Genomic DNA, 19271 nt, shown 5'->3' with positions numbered 1-19271 from the left:
GCTAATTAAAACTGCATGTTATGGTACATACATTCATGAATGTATGTAAATCAAAGCACATTAAAAAAATAACGCCATGGCACGAAAAACCAAAGAGCAAGCTCAAGAAACTCGACTGCAAATACTTGAAGCCGCAGTAGTTGAGTTTTCCGCACGCGGGGTTTCAGCAACCTCGCTTACGGATATTGCCAACGCGGCAGGTGTGACACGTGGCGCAATCTATTGGCACTTTAAAAACAAAGTAGACCTTTTTAATGAGGTCTGGGATCTGACCGAATCAAAAGTCAGTGACTTAGAGATAGAGTATCAAACAAAGTACCCAGATAATCCACTTAGGATTTTACGCGAAATCCTAATTTATATCTTGGTAGCAACCGTTGACGATCCACGCCGTAAGGCGTTGATGGAAATTATATTTCATAAATGCGAATTTGTCGGCGAGATGCGTTCTTTACGCGATATTCGCAGGATACTCTACCTCGAAAACTTTGAGCGTATAGAAAATGTGCTACGTAACTGTATCGAGTGTCAACAGTTGCCTGCTGAACTGAATACCCGACGTACGGCGGTAATGATGCGCTCCTATATAACGGGTATAATGGAAAGCTGGCTTTTTATGCCTGAAAGCTTTGATCTAAAAGCAGAAGCGTCTCTAATGGTCGACAGCTTTATCGACATGATCAAGTACAGCGAATATTTGTTGAAGGGCGCTGTTAGCATGCCGTTTGAAGCGCCGGCATGTGCGGTGGCAATGACGCCGCTGAATAAAAGGAAATCATGATGCAAAAAATTGTTTTGATCGCCAACGGGGCTGGATATGGCCAAGAGTCTTTGTTTAATGCGCTGCGTTTAGCTATCGCCATGAAAGAGCAGCAGGGCGATATCGAACTGAAAGTATTTTTAATGTCTGATGCGGTAACATCTGGCTTGGCAGGCCAAAAACCTCATGAAGGGTATAACCTTCAGCAGATGATTGAGATTCTAACGGCTCAGCAAGTGCCATTTAAGCTCTGCAAGACTTGCGCCGATGGGCGTGGTATTAGCGCTCTGCCACTGATTGACGGGGTGGAAATTGGTACTCTGGTTGAATTGGCTCAGTGGACTCTGGCGGCAGATAAAGTGCTCACTTTCTGATCTTAATTTTCGCTGAGATACTGGACGATATGCGTTTTATTTCCACAGAGATATCGTCCTTAATTTTCGGCTGCCCAAGCAACGCAAAAATAGATTTTGTTTTCTCCTTTTCCCTATTCATTGTCTGAATATCTTCGTGCTACGCTAATCACTCCTCTTGTTAGATGATTTATTCCCATGATGGCTGGCCGTATCAAATATCGTCCTGCTCAGTTTGCTTGGCGTCCTCAGTTCTATCTGGTTGCGTTGCTCTTTAGCATACTGGCATTTTTAACCCCTAGTTATGCCTTAGCGCTGAACGGCGATATATTGACGCGCGCTGAAGTTCAGAGCCAGCTCGATGCGCTGAACAAACAAAAAACACTTTCTCCGGGAGAGAAACTTGCACAGCAGGATTTGAACCGTACGCTCGAATTTCTTGACGGCATAGATCGTCTCAAGCAAGAAAACCAACAGCTTAAACAGCAGGTTCAGCAGGCACCGGTTAAATTAAACCAGGCTCTCAATGGGCTAGACTCCATTCGGCAGGCTGATAGCGAAGCGATCACGCGCACCTCACTCTCCACCCTGACGCTTCGCCAGTTAGAAAACAAAATGGGGAGCACTCTGGATGCATTGCAGAGCGCACAGGAAGATTTAGCCAACTTTAACAGCCAGCTTATTTCTCTGCAGACTCAGCCAGAACGTGCGCAAAGCAGCATGATGGAGACATCACAGCAGATTCAGCAGATCCGTAATGCGCTCTCCGATCCGAGTAATATGCGCTCTACGCAACAAAACATGCTGAATACGCAGATGGCAATGCTGAACATGTCGCTTGATTACCAGCGTCAGAGCCTCTCGGCAAATACCGCATTACAAGATTCTCTACAGAAGCAACGCGACTATGCCAATGCGCGCATTAACCAACTTGAGCGTATGGTTCAGTTGGTGCGCGAAGTGGAAAACGGTAAGCGCCTAACCCTGTCGGAGAAAACGGCACAAGAAGCGCAAAATCCTGACGATGCCACTCAGGACATCCAGCAAGATCCCATTATTGGTCAAGAACTCGATATCAACCGCCAACTGAGTAAACGGCTGATTGAGGCGACCGAAGGCGTGAACTCGTTGGTGCAGGAAAATATTCGTATCAAGAATTGGCTCGATCGTTCGCTACAGGCCGAACGCAATCTGAAAGAGCAAATTACGGTGCTTAAAGGCAGTTTATTGTTGTCCCGCATTTTGTATCAGCAGCAGCAAAATCTGCCTACGGAAAAACTGACAAATAACGTTGCCGAGCAGATTGCCGATCTACGTTTAGAACAGTTCGATATCAATGAAAAACGTGATGCGCTTTATCAGGGCAATGATTACGTTACACAGCTGATTAGCCAAAGCAAAGAAAAGCCATCTGATGACGTTGTCAGTGCGCTTGAAGACATTGTTGATGCACGTCGTGAGCTCCTGGATCAGCTGAATAAACAGTTGGGCAGCCAGCTCACCTTGGCAATAAGTTTGCAAATCAACCAGCAGCAGTTGCTGAGTGTGAATGAGTATCTTCAGCATACACTGACTCAGCAAATTTTTTGGGTAAGCAGTAATAAGCCAATGAACCTCAACTGGTTTATTGATTTACCCAGTGCTCTGAAGGGGCAATCTCATTCTCTGCATTTTGATCTCAAGCCTGGGGCTTTAGCTGAAGGCGCACTTAACTCGATGTTTGTGCTCGTTCCTCTGCTCGTGCTTTTTGGTCTCTTCCGCTGGCGTTATCGCAAAATAGATGAACTGCTGGAGAAATTAGGCAACGAAGTCGGGCAGCTTAAACGCGACACGCAATTACATACGCCTAAAGCGATTGGTCTCACCATGCTTAAGGGCTTGCCGGGAACGTTATTAATTCTTGCACTCGGCTTTTGGTGCTATCGCTCAGATATCAGTATTAATAACTTTTTGTGGTCGCTGTCGCTGCAGTTTGCGATGTTCTGGATGTTTATCACAACAACCTATCGCCTGCTTGAGCCGGGAGGCGTATCGGAAAAACACTTTAATCTTTCTCCGTTGTTGTGTGCTCACTACCGCCGCGTGACTCGTCGAGTCGGTGTAGTTCTGATCCCACTCATTTTCTGGTGTGTGCTGGGAGAAAAAGCCCCTCTGCGCTTGAGCGAAGATGTTATTGGTCAGGTGGTGGTACTGATCACATTAGGGCTAATTTCAGCCTTCGTGTTTCCTATCTGCCGTGATGCATGGCGAGAGAAGAACTCTCACACCGTGCGTTTAATCATGGTGACACTGCTCGCATTAACGCCGTTAGTGCTGATGGTTCTAACCGCTTTCGGTTATCTGTATACGGCGCTCAGTTTAGGGATCCGCTGGCTGGATAGCCTGTATCTGATGATTTTCTGGACCGTCATCTATTCTTCCGCCATCCGAGGTTTAAGCGTGGCGGCGAGACGCTTGGCCTATCGACGCGCTCTGGCCCGTCGTCAGCAAAACGTGGCGAGAGAAGGGGCCGAAGGCCTTGAACCTGTCGAAGAGCCACCGTTGGCTATCGACCAAATCAACAGCCAGTCTCTGCGTTTGACTACCATGGTTCTGTTCCTGATTTTCGGTAGCGTACTGTATTGGATTTGGTCAGATTTGGTGACGGTTATCTCTTATCTCGATAGCATCACTTTATGGCATTACAGCAGTGGTTCTGGGGCGAGCCAGTCATTACAGGCGGTAACGTTGGGCAGCGTATTGTTCGCGCTGCTATCGGTGGTTATTGCTTATGTCCTGACGCGAAACTTGCCGGGCTTGTTAGAAGTGCTAGTGCTTTCCCGCCTCCAGATGCGACAGGGCTCCTCTTACGCGATTACCACGGTACTGACCTATCTCATCATCGTGATAGGAACGCTCATATTCTTCAGCACGCTTGGCGTATCATGGGACAAACTGCAATTTCTCGCCGCTGGCCTATCCGTCGGGTTAGGCTTCGGTCTACAGGAGATTTTCGGTAACTTTATTTCGGGCCTGATTATTTTATTTGAACGTCCGATCCGCATCGGAGACACCATCACTATTGGGACATTTTCGGGCACGGTAAGCCGAATTCGAATTCGTGCTACGACGATCACCGACTTCGATCGCAAAGAGGTCATTATCCCCAACAAAGCCTTTGTTACCGAGAGGCTGATTAACTGGTCACTGTCCGATACCACCACGCGAGTGCTGATAAAAGTGGGTGTGGCCTATGGCTCCGATCTGGACAAAGTGAAACAGGTGTTATTACAAGCGGCCAAGGAAAATCCACGCGTCATGACCGATCCTGAGCCGCAGGTATTCTTTTTGGCGTTTGGTGCCAGCACGTTAGATCATGAGTTGCGCCTGTATGTGCGGGAGCTGCGTGACCGTAGTTATACCGTTGACGAACTTAACCGCCGTATTGATCAGCTATGCCGTGAGAATGATATCAATATTGCTTTCAATCAGTTGGAAGTGTATTTGCATAATCAGGAAGGTAAAGAGGTGCAGGTGGTCAAAAAAGACTTGGACGGTAGCGCGGGTGGAGAATCATTGGCGTAAATCGTTGCGAATATAATAGGGAGCTGGCCACTCCCTATTCATAAGGCTCAAGACATTACGAGCTGCTGAGTGGAAAAACGGCCTGACTATGTTTTAACGCTAACTTTGATTCATAGTCGCTTTTCACTATTTCCAAGGCCGCTAAGACCACTTCGGGGCCAAGGTCGTTACTTTCCAGCAGATAGATTAAATCTACAGCGAGCTGTACTTCAGCGGCGGCGTTCTCGAGCGACATGTCGATTCCTTAGTTTTTCAGCTTGCGGTAGATGAACAGCAGCAGCATAGCACCTAAAATTGAAATGATCAGGCTACCTATGTTAAAGCCGGTGACCGTACCCAAGCCGAAGAACGCGCTGATGTAGCCACCGACTAACGCACCGGCAATCCCCAGGATCACCGTCATAAAGAAACCGCCACCGTCTTTACCCGGCATGAACCATTTGGCGAGAATACCCACGATGAGACCCAGAATAATCCAAGAAATGATGCCCATTTTTCTTCTCCCTTAAACGAATATTGCGTGCTGGCTCATTCTATTGGTTTATAAGATGAAGAGAATTATTTTCTGTCTATATATAATATTTTCAGAATTTTAGGAAAATCCGAGCTCCAGTTGCTCTATTTGGTGTTCAATTTTTTTCAACGCCTGACGACAGCGGCTAAGACGAGCCTCCAGGGCAACCAGCTCTTGCTGGATCCCTTGCTGCTGCACTAGCGTTTGGCATTGACCTAACTGACTTTCACGCTCATATAGCATATCGTTTAGACGCTGCTCGTACCCACGTGTTTCTACCAATTGTTGCTGTAGAATCGATAGGGGAGAGCGCCGTTTTTTTCTGTCCTGACGGCGTAATTGCTGCGTTGCCAGCTCGCGCTGGAGCGCTTCAATCTGTACCACCACTCGCTCAGCCAAGAAGCTGACCTGCTGCGGATGATTGCGTGCCACTTCATCAGAGAGCCGAGAGAAATTGCGCCGCAGTTCCTGCAAATAGTCTTTTAGCCCTGTTTCCGTGCAGGCAAACAGCGCGCGATCAAAACGTGGCTGGTAGGTGGGCATATAGCTGCTGTTTTTCAGCGCCAGTTCCAGTTGAGTTATTCGTTGATCTAGAATTTGCAGAAGCTGCTGGCTTGACATCAGTGAGCCTTAACGGTGATTGCTTTGGTTGAGTTAATTGCTGGGGCGGGTATCGCCAATGACTTTAAGTACGCAGCTCGTGTAACATCGAATGGTACTGGAGCCGCAGGGGATAGGGCAAGATACACCATGCAACGTTTATTACTCATTATTTTAGGATGGACAGCTTTTGCTCTCGCCTGTTTAGGGGCTGTGCTGCCCTTGCTACCGACAACGCCGTTTTTGTTGGTTGCGGCTTGGTGTTTTTCCCGCTCATCACCACGCTTTCACCGTTGGCTGCTGTATAACTCTTGGTTTGGTGGCTATTTGCGTCACTGGCAAGAGCATCGCGGTTTGCCATCAGGAGCTAAGCCAAAGGCGATTGTTTTCATTATTCTGACGTTCGCGCTTTCATTGTGGTTGGTGAATCTGTGGTGGGTGCGTATTTTGTTGCTGGTTATTTTAACTTGCCTGCTATTCTTTATGTGGCGTCTGCCGGTTATTGATGCAGAGCAACAAAAAACGCCGTGAACTAAACTCTTCAGTTGCATTTTTTCGCCAGTTTCAATAGATTTGAGCGTTTTCGTGCGCGGGTTACCTCCCTGTCCCTTGTTTCTATATCCGAATTTCGCTGATCTGAAAAGACAGGTTACGCATCGGGGGAAGTTCAGGTGGCTTGCGTTAGCCCGGACCCGCTGTTTTATCAGGCAACAATTTTATGACCGCTACAGCACAACAAATCGAATTCCTTAGAGAAAGCATTAAAACCATCCCGGACTACCCAAAACCAGGGATTTTGTTCCGTGATGTCACTAGCATGCTGGAAGACCCAAAGGCTTATGCGCTGAGCATCGAGCTTCTGGTTGAACGCTACCGCCATGCTGGTGTCACTAAAGTCGTGGGTACTGAAGCTCGTGGTTTCCTGTTTGGTGCGCCTGTTGCACTGGCGCTTGGCGTAGGTTTTGTTCCTGTGCGTAAGCCGGGCAAACTGCCGCGTGCGACCCTGAGCGAAAGCTATGAACTGGAATACGGCACCGACACGCTGGAAATCCATCAGGATGCCATTCAGCCGGGCGATAACGTTCTGGTTGTTGACGATCTGCTGGCGACCGGTGGCACCATCGAAGCTACGGTCAAACTGATCCGTCGTTTAGGTGGCGTGGTTACCGATGCCGCATTTATTATTGATTTACCTGACTTGGGTGGCGAAGCGCGCCTGACGGCTCAAGGGATCAACTGTTATAGTTTGGTCGACTTCTCCGGCCATTAATCGCTGCGGATAAGCCCCGACTAAGAACAGATACCAAGCCTCGCGAATGCGGGGCTTTTGCATTTTTATCATCTTGGCGACTTCGTGTTTGTCTGGCTGAAAGTAATTAGGAATCAGCATAAAGCTACTGTTACAATAACCTAATATGTCGCCCTCAAATGCGGCTAAGCTAATCAATAGTTGAGATTGTTCTGTTTGCCTCCACATATGATTCAATTCATATGTCTTTGTCTAGAAATCAGAGCGTAGGTAAACGGAATGAACCCCGGTCGGTATATGATAACCCCGATCAGCATCGCGGTTTTTGCAGTCATACTGAAATTACCCCTTACAAACCAATGATGAGTATCAATGAGCTATCAGGTACTTGCCCGTAAGTGGCGTCCACAAACGTTTTCTGACGTCGTGGGTCAGGAACATGTTCTGACCGCGCTAGCAAACGGCCTTTCCTTAGGGCGTATTCACCACGCCTATCTGTTTTCCGGTACCCGCGGCGTGGGTAAAACCAGCATCGCGCGCCTGTTGGCGAAAGGGCTGAACTGCGAGACGGGCATCACTTCTACGCCGTGTGGCGTATGCGATAACTGCCGTGAAATCGAGCAAGGACGTTTTGTCGACCTGCTGGAAATCGATGCGGCGTCGCGTACTAAAGTTGAAGATACGCGCGACCTGCTGGACAACGTACAGTACGCACCGGCGCGTGGTCGCTTCAAAGTCTATCTTATTGACGAAGTGCACATGCTCTCCCGCCATAGCTTCAATGCGCTGTTGAAAACGTTGGAAGAGCCGCCTCCGCACGTCAAATTCCTGCTGGCTACCACCGATCCGCAAAAGCTGCCGGTGACGATTTTATCTCGATGCTTACAGTTCCATCTTAAAGCATTAGACGTTGAGCAAATTCGCACCCAGTTGGAAAAGATCTCTACGGCGGAAGGATTCACCGCCGAGCCACGCGCTCTGCAACTGCTTGCGCGTGCTGCCGAAGGTAGTATGCGTGATGCGCTGAGCCTGACCGATCAGGCGATCGCGATGGGATTAGGCCAAATTACCGCTGAAACCGTAGGGCAGATGCTTGGCACTCTGGATGATGAGCAACCTCTGGCGATCATCGAAGCGCTGGTGGATGCCGATGGCGAAAAGGTGATGGCGCTGGTTGAGCAAGCGGCTTCACGCGGCGTGGATTGGGAAAATCTACTGATTGAAACCCTGACGTTGCTGCACCGTATTGCGATGTTACAGCTGCTGCCAAACGCGTTGGATAGCCATTATATTTCCGTTGAACAACGCTTACGCGAGCTTGCACGTACGCTGCCACCTTCAGATTTGCAGTTGTTCTATCAGGTGTTGCTGACCGGTCGCAAAGAATTGACCTATGCGCCAGACCGACGCATGGGCGTGGAAATGACGTTGCTGCGTGCGCTGGCTTTTCACCCAAAAGTGGTGATTGCTGAGCCAGTGGCGGCACCTCAGACCGCACTGCCAAGTATGCCTGTGCAAAGTACCGCATCGGCGGCCCCGTCTAGCTATATGCCGACACAGCATTCTTCACCCGATATGCAAGGCATGCCGCCCGCGGGGCAATTCCAGCCTCAAGAAGCAGCATCGGCGCGCCCGATGGCAAAACCTGCCGGTTTATCTGACGCAACGGCCCAATTGTTACAGGCCAGAAGTCAGCTACGTCAAAAAACGGGTGGGGGTACTGACCCAAAAAAGAATGAGCCGGCAGCGCCAGTCACCGCGCGGCCGGCAAGCTCAGCACTGGAGCGTTTGGCATCAGTGACGGAGCGTAGCCAGCAGCGTCAGGCTGCGGCAGCAGAAACTAAACCGCTAAAAAAAGAGGCCTACCGCTGGAAAGCACAGACGAAAGCGGTAGAGGCTAAGCGCGAGGAGATCGCCACGCCAAAAGCGTTGCGGACCGCGCTGGAATATGAAAAAACGCCTGAGCTGGCGGCAAAGCTGGCCGAGGAGTCGCTGGCCCGCGATGAATGGGCGGCGGAGTTGAATCAGCTGCGTTTACCTAAACTGGTTCAACAGTTGGCGTTGAATGCGTTTCGTGAGCCAGCAGAAGAGGGCAAGGTGCTTCTGCATTTACGTTCTTCGCAACGTCATTTAAACTCCGCTTCTGCGCAACAGACTTTGTCTCAGGCGCTGAGTGAACATTACGGTCGTCCGGTTGAGCTGACGATTATCGAAGACGATAATCCAGAGCGACTGACGCCGCTGGAATGGCGGCAGACGATTTACGAAGAAAAACTGGCGCAGGCTCGCCAGTCGATTGCTGCGGATAGCAACATCCAGACTTTGCGACGTTTCTTTGACGCCGAACTGGATGAAGAGAGCATCCGCCCTGTTTAACTGCTGTGTCAGCATGATGCCGACGCAGCCCCACGCAAAGAGAGAACACTATGTTTGGTAAAGGCGGATTGGGCAACCTGATGAAGCAAGCCCAGCAAATGCAAGACAAAATGGCGAAAGTGCAGGAAGAGATCGCCCAACTGGAAGTTACCGGTGAATCTGGCGCGGGTTTGGTAAAAGTGACCATTAACGGTGCACATAACTGCCGTCGTATCGAAATCGATCCAAGCCTGATGGAAGACGACAAAGAGATGCTGGAAGACCTGATCGCTGCGGCTTTCAATGATGCGGCACGCCGTATTGAAGAAACCCAGAAAGAGAAAATGGCTTCAGTTTCCAGCGGTATGCAGTTGCCGCCGGGCTTTAAGATGCCATTCTGATGCAAACCAGCCCGCTTCTTGAATCATTAATGGAAGCGCTGCGCTGCCTGCCGGGCGTTGGCCCGAAATCGGCGCAGCGCATGGCATTCCACATGCTGCAGCGCGATCGCAGCGGTGGGATGCGCTTGGCGCAGGCGTTGACTAGAGCAATGTCTGAAATTGGTCATTGTGAAGACTGCCGTACTTTCACTGAGCAGGATATCTGTACGATTTGTTCTAATTCTCGTCGCAAAGAGAACGGACAAATCTGTGTGGTGGAAAGCCCAGCGGATATTCATGCGATAGAGCAAACGGGTCAATTCTCCGGTCGCTATTTTGTTTTGATGGGGCATCTGTCTCCGTTAGACGGAATTGGCCCGCAGGATATTGGTCTGGATCGCTTGGAAGAGCGTTTGGGTCAGGAGCCACTCACCGAGGTGATTTTGGCGACTAACCCAACGGTTGAAGGCGAAGCAACGGCTAACTATATTGCAGAGATGTGTAGCTCACACGGTGTGTTAGCGACACGTATTGCTCACGGTGTACCGGTTGGCGGCGAGCTGGAGATGGTTGACGGCACCACGTTGTCACACTCTCTGGCTGGACGTAATCCGGTGAGGTTCTAACCGGCTGCGCAAGATCGGCGTGTGATCCATCACGGATTAAAGTGATCTGGATTACACGCCGCACTTCTTTTCTTCTCCATTTATTTTTTACCCTTGAATTTCAACATCCCATCCCCATTTTTTACCTGTTAACATTTTTTGTCTGAGTGCAATCAACTGAGGTAAAAGCAAAACTATGAAAGGCCAAGAAACCCGTGGCTTCCAGTCAGAAGTTAAACAGCTTCTGCATTTGATGATCCACTCACTCTATTCAAACAAAGAAATCTTTTTGCGTGAGCTGATTTCCAACGCCTCTGATGCCGCGGATAAGCTGCGTTTCCGTGCGCTTTCTAACCCAGATTTGTATGAGGGTGACGGCAATCTGCACGTACGTATTTCTGCGGATAAAGAAAACCGCACTTTGACCCTGAGCGATAACGGTATCGGTATGACCCGTGATGAAGTTATCGACAATTTGGGGACTATCGCTAAATCCGGTACTAAAGCGTTTCTGGAATCAATTGGCTCCGATCAGGCTAAAGATAGCCAACTGATTGGACAGTTTGGTGTCGGCTTCTATTCTGCGTTCATCGTGGCAGATAAAGTGACCGTTCGTACCCGTTCAGCCGGTGTCAACGCCGATCAGGCTGTTTTTTGGGAGTCAGAGGGTGAAGGTGATTACACCATTGCCGATATCGAAAAGGTCGAGCGCGGTACTGAAATTACCCTGCATCTGCGCGAAGGCGAGGATGAGTTCCTTGATGATTGGCGCTTACGTAACATCATTAGCAAATACTCTGACCACATTGCCTTGCCAGTCGAGATTCTGACCACAGAAGGTGAAGACGGCGAGCAGAAGTGGGAGAAAATCAACAAAGCGCAGGCGCTGTGGACACGTACCAAGTCTGAAGTTACCGACGAAGAGTACAAAGAGTTCTATAAGCACATTGCGCATGATTTTACCGATCCTGTGACCTGGAGCCACAACCGCGTTGAAGGTAAGCAGGAATACACCAGCCTGCTATACATTCCTGCACAGGCTCCTTGGGATTTGTTCAATCGCGATCACAAGCATGGTCTGAAACTGTATGTCCAGCGCGTATTCATCATGGATGACGCTGAACAGTTCATGCCAAATTACCTGCGTTTCGTACGGGGTCTGATTGATTCCAACGATCTGCCGCTGAACGTTTCTCGTGAGATTCTGCAAGATAGCCGCGTTACTCAAAGCTTGCGCGCCGCGCTGACCAAGCGCGTATTGCAAATGCTGGATAAACTGGCAAAAGATGATGCTGAGAAGTATCAGAAATTCTGGCAGCAATTCGGCTTAGTGCTGAAAGAAGGCCCAGCAGAAGATGGCGGCAACGCTGAGGCGATTGCCAAACTGCTACGCTTTGCTTCAACGCATAACGATAGCGCGATCCAGAATGTTTCTCTGACTGACTACATTAGCCGTATGGTGGAAGGCCAAGAGAAGATTTATTACATCACTGCTGACAGCTATGCCGCAGCCAAGAGCAGTCCACATCTAGAATTGCTGCGTAAGAAAGGCATTGAAGTTCTGCTGCTTTCCGATCGCATCGATGAGTGGATGATGAGCTATCTGACTGAGTTTGATGGTAAACCATTCCAGTCAGTGAGCAAAAAAGATGAATCTCTGGATAAACTCGCTGATGAAGAAACCAGCGAGCAGAAAGAGGCTGAAAAGGCGCTAGAACCGTTCGTCGACCGCGTGAAAAATCTGCTGGGCGACCGCGTGAAGGATGTTCGTCTGACACATCGTTTGACTGAGACGCCCGCTGTCGTGACGACTGACGCTGATGAAATGACGACACAGATGGCAAAACTGTTTGCTGCTGCGGGTCAGGCTGCGCCAGAAATCAAATACATCTTTGAGCTGAATCCCGAGCACGCATTGGTGAAACGAGCCGCGGATGAGCAGGACGAAGCGCGCTTTGGCGAGTGGATTGAGCTATTACTGGATCAGTCTCTCTTAGCTGAACGAGGGAGCTTAGAAGATCCAAACTTGTTTATTAAACGAGTGAACGATCTGCTGATGGCTTAATTATTAGTAAAATCAGTAATAAAACGCCGCCTTATCATAGGGTGGCGTTTTTTTTTGTCATAAATTTCGGCCTTGTTATTTATTCTTTTCTTCTTATTTATGCGTCGTTCATTGCATTTTTGAACACCTGCTTTGATAAAAGCAAAACGGTGTTTTATAAAATGGAGAGATTGATCGGTAGCGTCTTTATATTTTTGCCATTGACTGTCCATCGGTGGCAAACGCTCAAAGGTTTTCAATCGGTCATAAATCTACTTTAGACCCATAGGGAGGGTTTTCTGAGCCTGATGTTTTTCGTTTTAGAGAAATGTCTCTCGGATCGCCCAGAAAAGAAACTACGGGGAATGAGAGTAATGACAATGCCATTGCAAAACAGACGCAAAATTGGGCTAATGAACTATTTAGCCTACGGTTCTGGGGACTTTCTCGGAGCAGGTACCACGGCTTTGACAGCTGCGTGGCTACTCTATTTCTACACTACGTTTTGTGGGCTCAGCCCAATCGAAGCGACATTTATTTTTGCGATGGCGCGTGTTTTAGACGCTGTCGTCAGCCCTTTGATGGGCTTTTTAACCGACAATTTCGGCTCGACGCGTTTAGGCAAGCGTTTCGGTCGGCGTAAATTCTTTATTATGCTCGGCATTCCGCTGGTGTTTAGTTACAGCCTAATGTGGGTCGGCGAGATGCATTATTGGTATTACCTACTCACCTACCTGTTCTTTGACGTTGTTTATTCAATGATTTTGGTGCCGTACGAAACATTAGTGCCTGAAATGACGGATGATTTTAAACAGAAAACTAAATTTTCTGGCGCACGTATTTCGATGGCACAACTCTCTGCCATTTTGGCTGCATTTTTACCCGGTTTCCTATTGAAATATTTAGGAAAAGACAGCGCTATCTCCTTTTTCTATGCGAGCTTAGTGTTTTCGATCATCTGCGCAGTGGTTTTAACGCTAGTGTATTTTTTCACTTGGGAACGGCCGCGGGAAGAGATGTCAGAAGCTCAGTTAAAAGCCGGGCAGGAGAAGCAGCAACTCACTTTGCTACAAAGCCTGAAGCGCTTGAATGTTGAACTTTTGTCCACGTTGCGTATTCGTATTTTCCGTCAGCATTTGGGGATGTATTTGGGCGGTTATATTGCGCAAGACGTGTTCAATGCGGTGTTTGCTTATTACGTCGTATTTGTGCTGATGCAGAGCGCCACTATGGCTTCCAACTTCATGAGCGTTATGGCCTTCATGCAGTTTCTTGCCGTCCTCTGCATGATCCCGCTGTGTATCCGTTTTGGACCTGCGCCATCGTACCGTCTGGTAGTGGTGCTATTTGGCGTTAGCTGCATATCGTATGGATTGCTGTATTTGGCCGGAGTTAACGACAGTTTGCTGTTACTTCTGCTGGTTTCGGCATTGGCTGGTTTAGGTCGTGGAGGCATTAACTACGTACCTTGGAACACTTATACCTATATTGCCGATGTGGATGAGGTGATCACCGGTCAACGCCGCGAAGGTATTTTTGCGGGGATTATGACGCTAACACGCAAAGCATCTCAGGCTTGTGCGGTGATGTTGGTCGGGATTGTGATGGAGTTTTCCGGCTTTGTTTCTGGCCAGAGTGTTCAGATTCCGGCGGTAAGTCATACCATTTTGATGATTTTGAGTGTGGGCACCGTTTGCGTACTGTGCATCGGCTTCTATATCTCCCTGCGCTTCAAACTCAACCTGCATACGCACAGCATTCTACGTGAGGAAACCGTCAAGATGCGCGATGCAGGCCATATTGTTCCTGAACAAATCACGCCTGAGGCAAAAGCGACCGTCGAAATGCTGGCGGGAATGCCTTACGAGTCTTTGTGGGGAAATAACAATATTGGTTATCTCAACCGCGGTAAACCGGCCCCTAAGCCGCTGCATATTTTAAAGAATGCATGAGTGATGTACCACTCTGTCCTGAATGCGAAACATTTTTGAATTAATGAATGAAGGGAGTTTTCATGCTCGTATATCCGGTAAAACATAGCCCGCTTTTACGTCAGCCAGAACGCTTTATAGCGCGTAGTGAGCTTAAAAGCTTGATCTGCAAAATGACCGATAATCTGATTAATATCAGCGATGAAACCGGAGAGTTTTTACTGCGACTAGATGATGGCCGTGTCATCGATACTAAGGGATGGGCAGGCTGGGAATGGACTCACGGCATCGGTTTGTACGGTATTTATCAATATTATCAGCAGACTGGCGACCAACAGATGCGAGCTATCATTGATGATTGGTTTAGCGCGCGCTTTGCCGAGGGGACGCCAACCAAAAATGTGAATACGGTCTGTCCTTTCCTCACGCTGGCGTATCGCTATGAAGAAACGCGTGATCCGCGTTGGCTGCCTTATCTGGAACGTTGGGCCGAGTGGGTGATGTATGAAATGCCGCGTACCGAGCGTGGGGGAATGCAGCACGTTACGCTGGCTGAAGAAAATCACCAACAGCTCTGGGACGACACGCTAATGATGAGCGTGTTGCCGCTAGCGAAGATCGGTAAATTACTGAATAAACCAGAATATATTGAAGAGGCGAAATATCAGTTTTTGGTGCATACCCAGCACCTGATGGAGCGTGAGACAGGTCTGTGGTTCCATGGCTGGACGTTCGAAGGTCATCATAACTTTGCTAAAGCACGCTGGGCTCGCGGCAACAGCTGGTTGACGATGGTCATTCCTGAGTTTATCGACCTGCTCGATTTGCCTGAATATGATGCCACCCGACGTTTCTTGATTCAGGTATTAGAAAGCCAAGTGGTAGCGCTGGCGAAATGTCAGGATCAAAGTGGCTTGTGGCACACGTTACTTGATGATCCAAACTCGTATGTTGAGTCATCCGCCACCGCAGGTTTTGCATACGGTATTCTAAAAGCGGTACGGAAGCGCTACATCGGTGCAGAATACGCGGCTGTGGCTGAGAAAGCGGTTAAAGGCGTGATAAAACATATTAACGCAGAGGGTGAGCTGACCAATGTTTCGTTCGGTACGGCGATGGGGCGTGATTATGACTATTACCGTCAAATTCCGCTGACCTCCATGCCATATGGTCAGGCGATGGCCATCTTGTGTCTGTCGGAATATATGCGGGTTTATTTATAAAACAGTATAGCGACAGCTTGCGATGTATTGACACGATGCCTCGCTAATTTATTGAAGGCATAAGGCTAAAAACGGGCGACGGTGAGATAAAAATCACCGCCGCCCGTTTTATTATGCGAGTTTCACGTTTCAGCAGTATCCCGATTCCTTGAGGTAGCGGTCACAAAAATGGTAAGGTTTAGTGTTTTTGAATTTTATAAAAAATAATTTAAGAGGATTTACGCGATGCGTATCATTCTGCTTGGCGCTCCTGGCGCGGGTAAAGGCACTCAGGCACAGTTCATCATGGAGAAATACGGCATTCCGCAAATCTCTACGGGTGACATGCTACGTGCAGCAGTGAAAGCCGGTACCGAATTAGGCAAAAAAGCAAAAGAAATCATGGACGCTGGCATGCTGGTGACCGATGAGCTGGTGATTGCTCTGGTTAAAGAGCGCATCACTCAAGAAGATTGCCGCAACGGTTTCCTGCTGGATGGTTTCCCACGCACAATCCCTCAAGCTGACGCAATGAAAGAAGCCGGTATCAGCGTAGATTTCGTATTGGAATTCGATGTTCCTGACGAACTGATCGTTGAGCGTATCATCGGTCGCCGCGTGCATCAGGGCTCTGGCCGTGTTTATCACATCAAATTCAACCCACCTAAGGTTGAAGGGAAAGACGACGTGACTGGCGAAGAGCTGGTAACCCGTAAAGACGACCAAGAAGAAACCGTGCGTAAACGTCTGGTTGAATATCATCAGCAGACTGCGCCACTGATTGGTTACTACAGCGCCGAAGCGGCGAAAGGCAACACTAAGTACGTGAAATTAGACGGTACTCAGTCTGTTGCTGCCGTGCGTGCAGAGCTGGAAACGATTCTGGGTTAATTTAGCCTCGAATGACACAGGCGGCTGATGGCCGCCTTTTTTATATCCATAATTTATCAGTCTGTTACCGATGAGAGTAATAGATTGGGTTATGCGTTAACTTGGTTACAATAATCTATCCCCATTGAACTGAGGCCTGCAATGAAGCAAGAAAAATTCGGCGTACTATTAGTTAACCTGGGCACGCCAGAGGCCCCAACGTCGTCTGCGGTAAAACGTTATTTGGCTGAGTTTCTCAGCGATAAGCGCGTCGTGGATGTTTCCCGCCTGATTTGGTGGCCGATTTTGAACGGCGTTATTCTGCCGATCCGCTCCCCGCGCGTGGCTAAACTCTATCAATCTGTATGGATGGAGGAGGGCTCTCCGCTGATGGTCTATAGCCGCCGCCAGCAGGCCGCATTACAGGCTCGTTTGCCGAATATTCCTGTAGAGCTGGGGATGAGCTATGGTCAGCCTGCATTAAAAAATGCGATTGATAAACTTCATGATGCCGGCGTTGATCGTATTATCCTGCTGCCGTTGTATCCGCAGTATTCCTGCTCGACCAACGCTGCGGTATTTGATGGCGTAGCCCGACACTTTGCAAGTATGCGTCGCATACCGTCGCTGAATTTTATTCGCGACTATGCTGAACATCCCGCCTACATCGCCGCACTGTGTAGCAGCATTCGAGCTAGTTTTGCTCAACACGGTCAGCCTGACATGTTGCTGTTTTCCTTCCACGGTATTCCGCAACGTTATGCCGATCAGGGCGATGACTATCCACAGCGCTGCCGAGCGACTACGCGTGCGGTGGCTAATGCGCTAGGACTAGACGCTGAGCGTTACATGATGACGTATCAATCGCGTTTCGGTCGTGAGCCGTGGTTAACACCGTTTACAGATAAAACGATTGAGCAATTGCCAACGAAAGGCGTAAAGCATATTCAGGTGATTTGTCCCGGTTTTTCTGCTGATTGTCTGGAAACGCTGGAAGAGATCAAGGTACAAAATAAAGAATTCTTCATTGAAGCGGGTGGTGAAAAGTTTGAATACATTCCTGCGTTGAATGACGATGCTTTGCATATCGAACTGTTTTATCAGTTAGTCATGGAACAAATGGGGCGTTCAGCCTGATATTCTGCGATGAAATTTTGCGTCAGAGCTTCTCGCTCTGACGATTAAGCAAGTGATGTGTTAGAATTCTCGGCCTCCTTTTCACAACCACTGACGACACTGATGAAATTCCCTGGCCAACGCAAATCTAAACACTATTTCCCCGTAAATGCGCGCGATCCGTTGCTACATGCAACGCAGAAAAGCGAAATTGATACCTCCTATGTGGTCGGTATCGACCAAACGCTGGTGGATATTGAAGCGAAAGTCAGCGACGAATTTATTACTCGTTACCGCCTAAGTCAGGGGCATTCTTTGGTGATCGAAGACGATGTTGCCGAAGCCCTGTATCAAGAGCTAACCGATAACAAGCTGATCACCCACGAGTTTGCCGGCGGCACGATTGGCAACACGATGCACAATTACTCCGTGCTAGCCGATGACCGCTCGATTCTGCTTGGCGTAATGTGTAGTAACGTGAAAATTGGCAGCTATGCCTACCGTTATCTGTGTAATACCTCAAGCCGCACCGATCTCAACTACCTGCAAGGGGTTGATGGTGCGATTGGGCGTTGCTTCACGCTCATCAGTGAAAATGGCGAACGTACGTTTGCCATCAGCCCTGGGATGATGAATCAACTGCGCCCGGAAAGCATTCCTGAGGATGTTATCGCAGGCGCATCAGCGCTGGTGCTTACCGCCTATCTGGTACGCTGCAAGCCGGGTGAGCCGATGCGCGAAGCCACCATGAAAGCCATTGAATATGCTAAAAAGCACAATGTGCCGGTGGTTCTGACATTAGGCACCAAGTTTGTGATCGCTGACGATCCACAGTGGTGGCGTGATTTCTTGCGCGATAACGTGACGATCGTCGCCATGAATGAAGAAGAGGCCGAAGCTTTAACCGGACTCAACGATCCATTGGCGGCATCTGATAAAGCGCTTGAGTGGGTCGATTTAGTGTTATGCACCGCTGGGCCGGTTGGTTTATATATGGCGGGCTATACCGAAGAAGATGGGAAACGCAAAACCCAGCATCCGCTGCTGCCAGGGGTTATTCCAGAATTCAACCTGTACGAATTCAGCCGCCCAATGCGTAAAGCCTCCTGTGACGTCCCGTTCAAAATCTACTCGCATATTGCGCCTTATATGGGAGGTCCAGAGAAGATCATGAACACCAACGGCGCAGGTGATGGCGCATTGGCAGCACTGTTGCACGATATTGCGGCTAACGGTTTCCACCGCACTAATGTACCTAACTCCAGCAAACATCAGCGTACTTATCTCACTTATTCTTCGCTGGCTCAGGTGTGTAAATACGCCAACCGCGTCAGCTATCAAGTGCTTAACCAGCATTCTCCACGCCTAACGCGTGGACTGCCGGAAAGAGAAGATAGCTTAGAAGAGTCGTATTGGGAGAGATAAGAGGTGGGGGCGGGTAACCTAGCTATGTAGGATTCGCCTTTGTGGGAGCAGTGACAGATTTCGTCCGCCCGTTAGCATCAATTTTTCCATGACGCAGCTGGCGTAGGCGTCCGACGAGAGGTTGCCAGCGCGCAACCTCTCGACTCTCGCGCTTTTTATCCGAGATGCCATTTCCGCTCCGGTTTGGTATCGCCCATCCAGGGCGCCCCAAACTCCGTCACGACATCCCTGTCGTGCCGGCTCTCCCTACGAATGCTTAAACTAAAAATCGTCCACGCTTTTTGTTTTGATTTTGACCTTTCC

18 protein-coding genes are annotated in these 19271 nt (G+C 49.0%); 14 read left to right on the top strand and 4 right to left on the bottom strand.

The window, feature by feature from the left end:
- Positions 1-76 precede the first annotated feature (76 nt).
- The 3 genes from acrR (at position 77) to mscK (ending at position 4677) form a co-directional block, all read left to right on the top strand.
- The gene (gene acrR / locus HMPREF3091_RS01250) at positions 77-781 is read left to right on the top strand and encodes a multidrug efflux transporter transcriptional repressor AcrR (RefSeq protein ID WP_004091745.1); all 705 of its coding nucleotides are present in this window, start codon (positions 77-79) and stop codon (positions 779-781) included.
- A complete protein-coding gene (locus tag HMPREF3091_RS01245; RefSeq protein WP_008814248.1) occupies positions 781-1134 on the top strand; it encodes a DsrE/DsrF/TusD sulfur relay family protein in 354 nt (117 codons plus the stop codon). The genes acrR and HMPREF3091_RS01245 overlap by 1 nt, the downstream gene beginning before the upstream one ends.
- Positions 1135-1311: 177 nt before the next feature.
- The gene (gene mscK, locus HMPREF3091_RS01240) at positions 1312-4677 is read left to right on the top strand and encodes a mechanosensitive channel MscK (protein WP_004091751.1); all 3366 of its coding nucleotides are present in this window, start codon (positions 1312-1314) and stop codon (positions 4675-4677) included.
- Positions 4678-4732: 55 nt separating this feature from the next.
- On the opposite strand, the gene rsmS is transcribed toward mscK, so the two are convergent.
- The 3 genes from rsmS to priC form a co-directional block, all read right to left on the bottom strand.
- Positions 4733-4912, bottom strand: a complete 180-nt coding sequence (gene rsmS, locus HMPREF3091_RS01235) for a pleiotropic regulatory protein RsmS (protein WP_070713524.1) — start codon at positions 4910-4912, stop codon at positions 4733-4735.
- A 9-nt stretch (positions 4913-4921) separates the two neighbouring features.
- Positions 4922-5170: a GlsB/YeaQ/YmgE family stress response membrane protein gene (locus tag HMPREF3091_RS01230; protein WP_008814246.1), complete on the bottom strand. Its 249-nt coding sequence runs from the start codon at positions 5168-5170 to the stop codon at positions 4922-4924.
- A 99-nt stretch (positions 5171-5269) separates the two neighbouring features.
- On the bottom strand, positions 5270-5812 hold the full coding sequence (gene priC, locus HMPREF3091_RS01225) for a primosomal replication protein PriC (RefSeq protein WP_039188534.1): 543 nt from the start codon (positions 5810-5812) through the stop codon (positions 5270-5272).
- Between the two features lie 129 nt (positions 5813-5941).
- On the opposite strand from priC, the gene HMPREF3091_RS01220 reads away from it, so the two are divergent.
- The 6 genes from HMPREF3091_RS01220 (at position 5942) to htpG (ending at position 12445) form a co-directional block, all read left to right on the top strand.
- A complete protein-coding gene (locus HMPREF3091_RS01220; protein ID WP_035503033.1) occupies positions 5942-6322 on the top strand; it encodes a DUF454 family protein in 381 nt (126 codons plus the stop codon).
- Positions 6323-6509: 187 nt separating this feature from the next.
- Positions 6510-7061 (top strand): adenine phosphoribosyltransferase, encoded by a 552-nt coding sequence (gene apt, locus HMPREF3091_RS01215; protein ID WP_004091760.1) that lies wholly within the window; start codon positions 6510-6512, stop codon positions 7059-7061.
- A gap of 351 nt (positions 7062-7412) precedes the next feature.
- On the top strand, positions 7413-9416 hold the full coding sequence (gene dnaX / locus HMPREF3091_RS01210; protein WP_070713520.1) for a DNA polymerase III subunit gamma/tau: 2004 nt from the start codon (positions 7413-7415) through the stop codon (positions 9414-9416).
- A 50-nt stretch (positions 9417-9466) separates the two neighbouring features.
- Positions 9467-9796, top strand: coding sequence for a YbaB/EbfC family nucleoid-associated protein (locus HMPREF3091_RS01205; protein ID WP_004091772.1), 330 nt, complete (start codon positions 9467-9469; stop codon positions 9794-9796).
- Positions 9796-10401 (top strand): recombination mediator RecR, encoded by a 606-nt coding sequence (recR, locus tag HMPREF3091_RS01200; protein ID WP_004091774.1) that lies wholly within the window; start codon positions 9796-9798, stop codon positions 10399-10401. The genes HMPREF3091_RS01205 and recR overlap by 1 nt, the downstream gene beginning before the upstream one ends.
- A gap of 175 nt (positions 10402-10576) precedes the next feature.
- On the top strand, positions 10577-12445 hold the full coding sequence (htpG, locus tag HMPREF3091_RS01195; RefSeq protein WP_070713516.1) for a molecular chaperone HtpG: 1869 nt from the start codon (positions 10577-10579) through the stop codon (positions 12443-12445).
- Here htpG and HMPREF3091_RS01190 read toward each other — a convergent pair.
- Positions 12442-12684 carry a hypothetical protein gene (locus HMPREF3091_RS01190; RefSeq protein WP_139146180.1) on the bottom strand — a complete coding sequence of 81 codons (243 nt, stop codon included), beginning with the start codon at positions 12682-12684 and terminating at the stop codon, positions 12442-12444. The two genes, htpG and HMPREF3091_RS01190, sit on opposite strands and share 4 nt — an antisense overlap.
- Positions 12685-12798: 114 nt before the next feature.
- Here HMPREF3091_RS01190 and HMPREF3091_RS01185 point away from each other — a divergent pair, with 114 nt between their 5' ends.
- The 5 genes from HMPREF3091_RS01185 to HMPREF3091_RS01165 all read left to right on the top strand — a co-directional run bounded on the left by HMPREF3091_RS01185 (position 12799) and on the right by HMPREF3091_RS01165 (position 18968).
- Positions 12799-14376: an MFS transporter gene (locus HMPREF3091_RS01185; RefSeq protein WP_070713511.1), complete on the top strand. Its 1578-nt coding sequence runs from the start codon at positions 12799-12801 to the stop codon at positions 14374-14376.
- Between the two features lie 62 nt (positions 14377-14438).
- Positions 14439-15578, top strand: coding sequence for a beta-galactosidase BglB (locus HMPREF3091_RS01180; protein WP_070713507.1), 1140 nt, complete (start codon positions 14439-14441; stop codon positions 15576-15578).
- Positions 15579-15803: 225 nt separating this feature from the next.
- On the top strand, positions 15804-16448 hold the full coding sequence (gene adk / locus HMPREF3091_RS01175) for an adenylate kinase (RefSeq protein WP_004091785.1): 645 nt from the start codon (positions 15804-15806) through the stop codon (positions 16446-16448).
- Between the two features lie 141 nt (positions 16449-16589).
- Positions 16590-17564, top strand: coding sequence for a ferrochelatase (hemH, locus tag HMPREF3091_RS01170; protein ID WP_070713503.1), 975 nt, complete (start codon positions 16590-16592; stop codon positions 17562-17564).
- A 102-nt stretch (positions 17565-17666) separates the two neighbouring features.
- The gene (locus HMPREF3091_RS01165) at positions 17667-18968 is read left to right on the top strand and encodes an inosine/guanosine kinase (protein WP_070713502.1); all 1302 of its coding nucleotides are present in this window, start codon (positions 17667-17669) and stop codon (positions 18966-18968) included.
- Positions 18969-19271: the final 303 nt, after the last annotated feature.

This window comes from Hafnia sp. HMSC23F03, assembly GCF_001816025.1.
GTDB classification, from domain to species: domain Bacteria; phylum Pseudomonadota; class Gammaproteobacteria; order Enterobacterales; family Enterobacteriaceae; genus Hafnia; species Hafnia paralvei.
The sequence above is the reverse complement of the archived record's forward strand: the minus strand, read 5'-3'. Positions and strand labels throughout refer to the sequence as shown.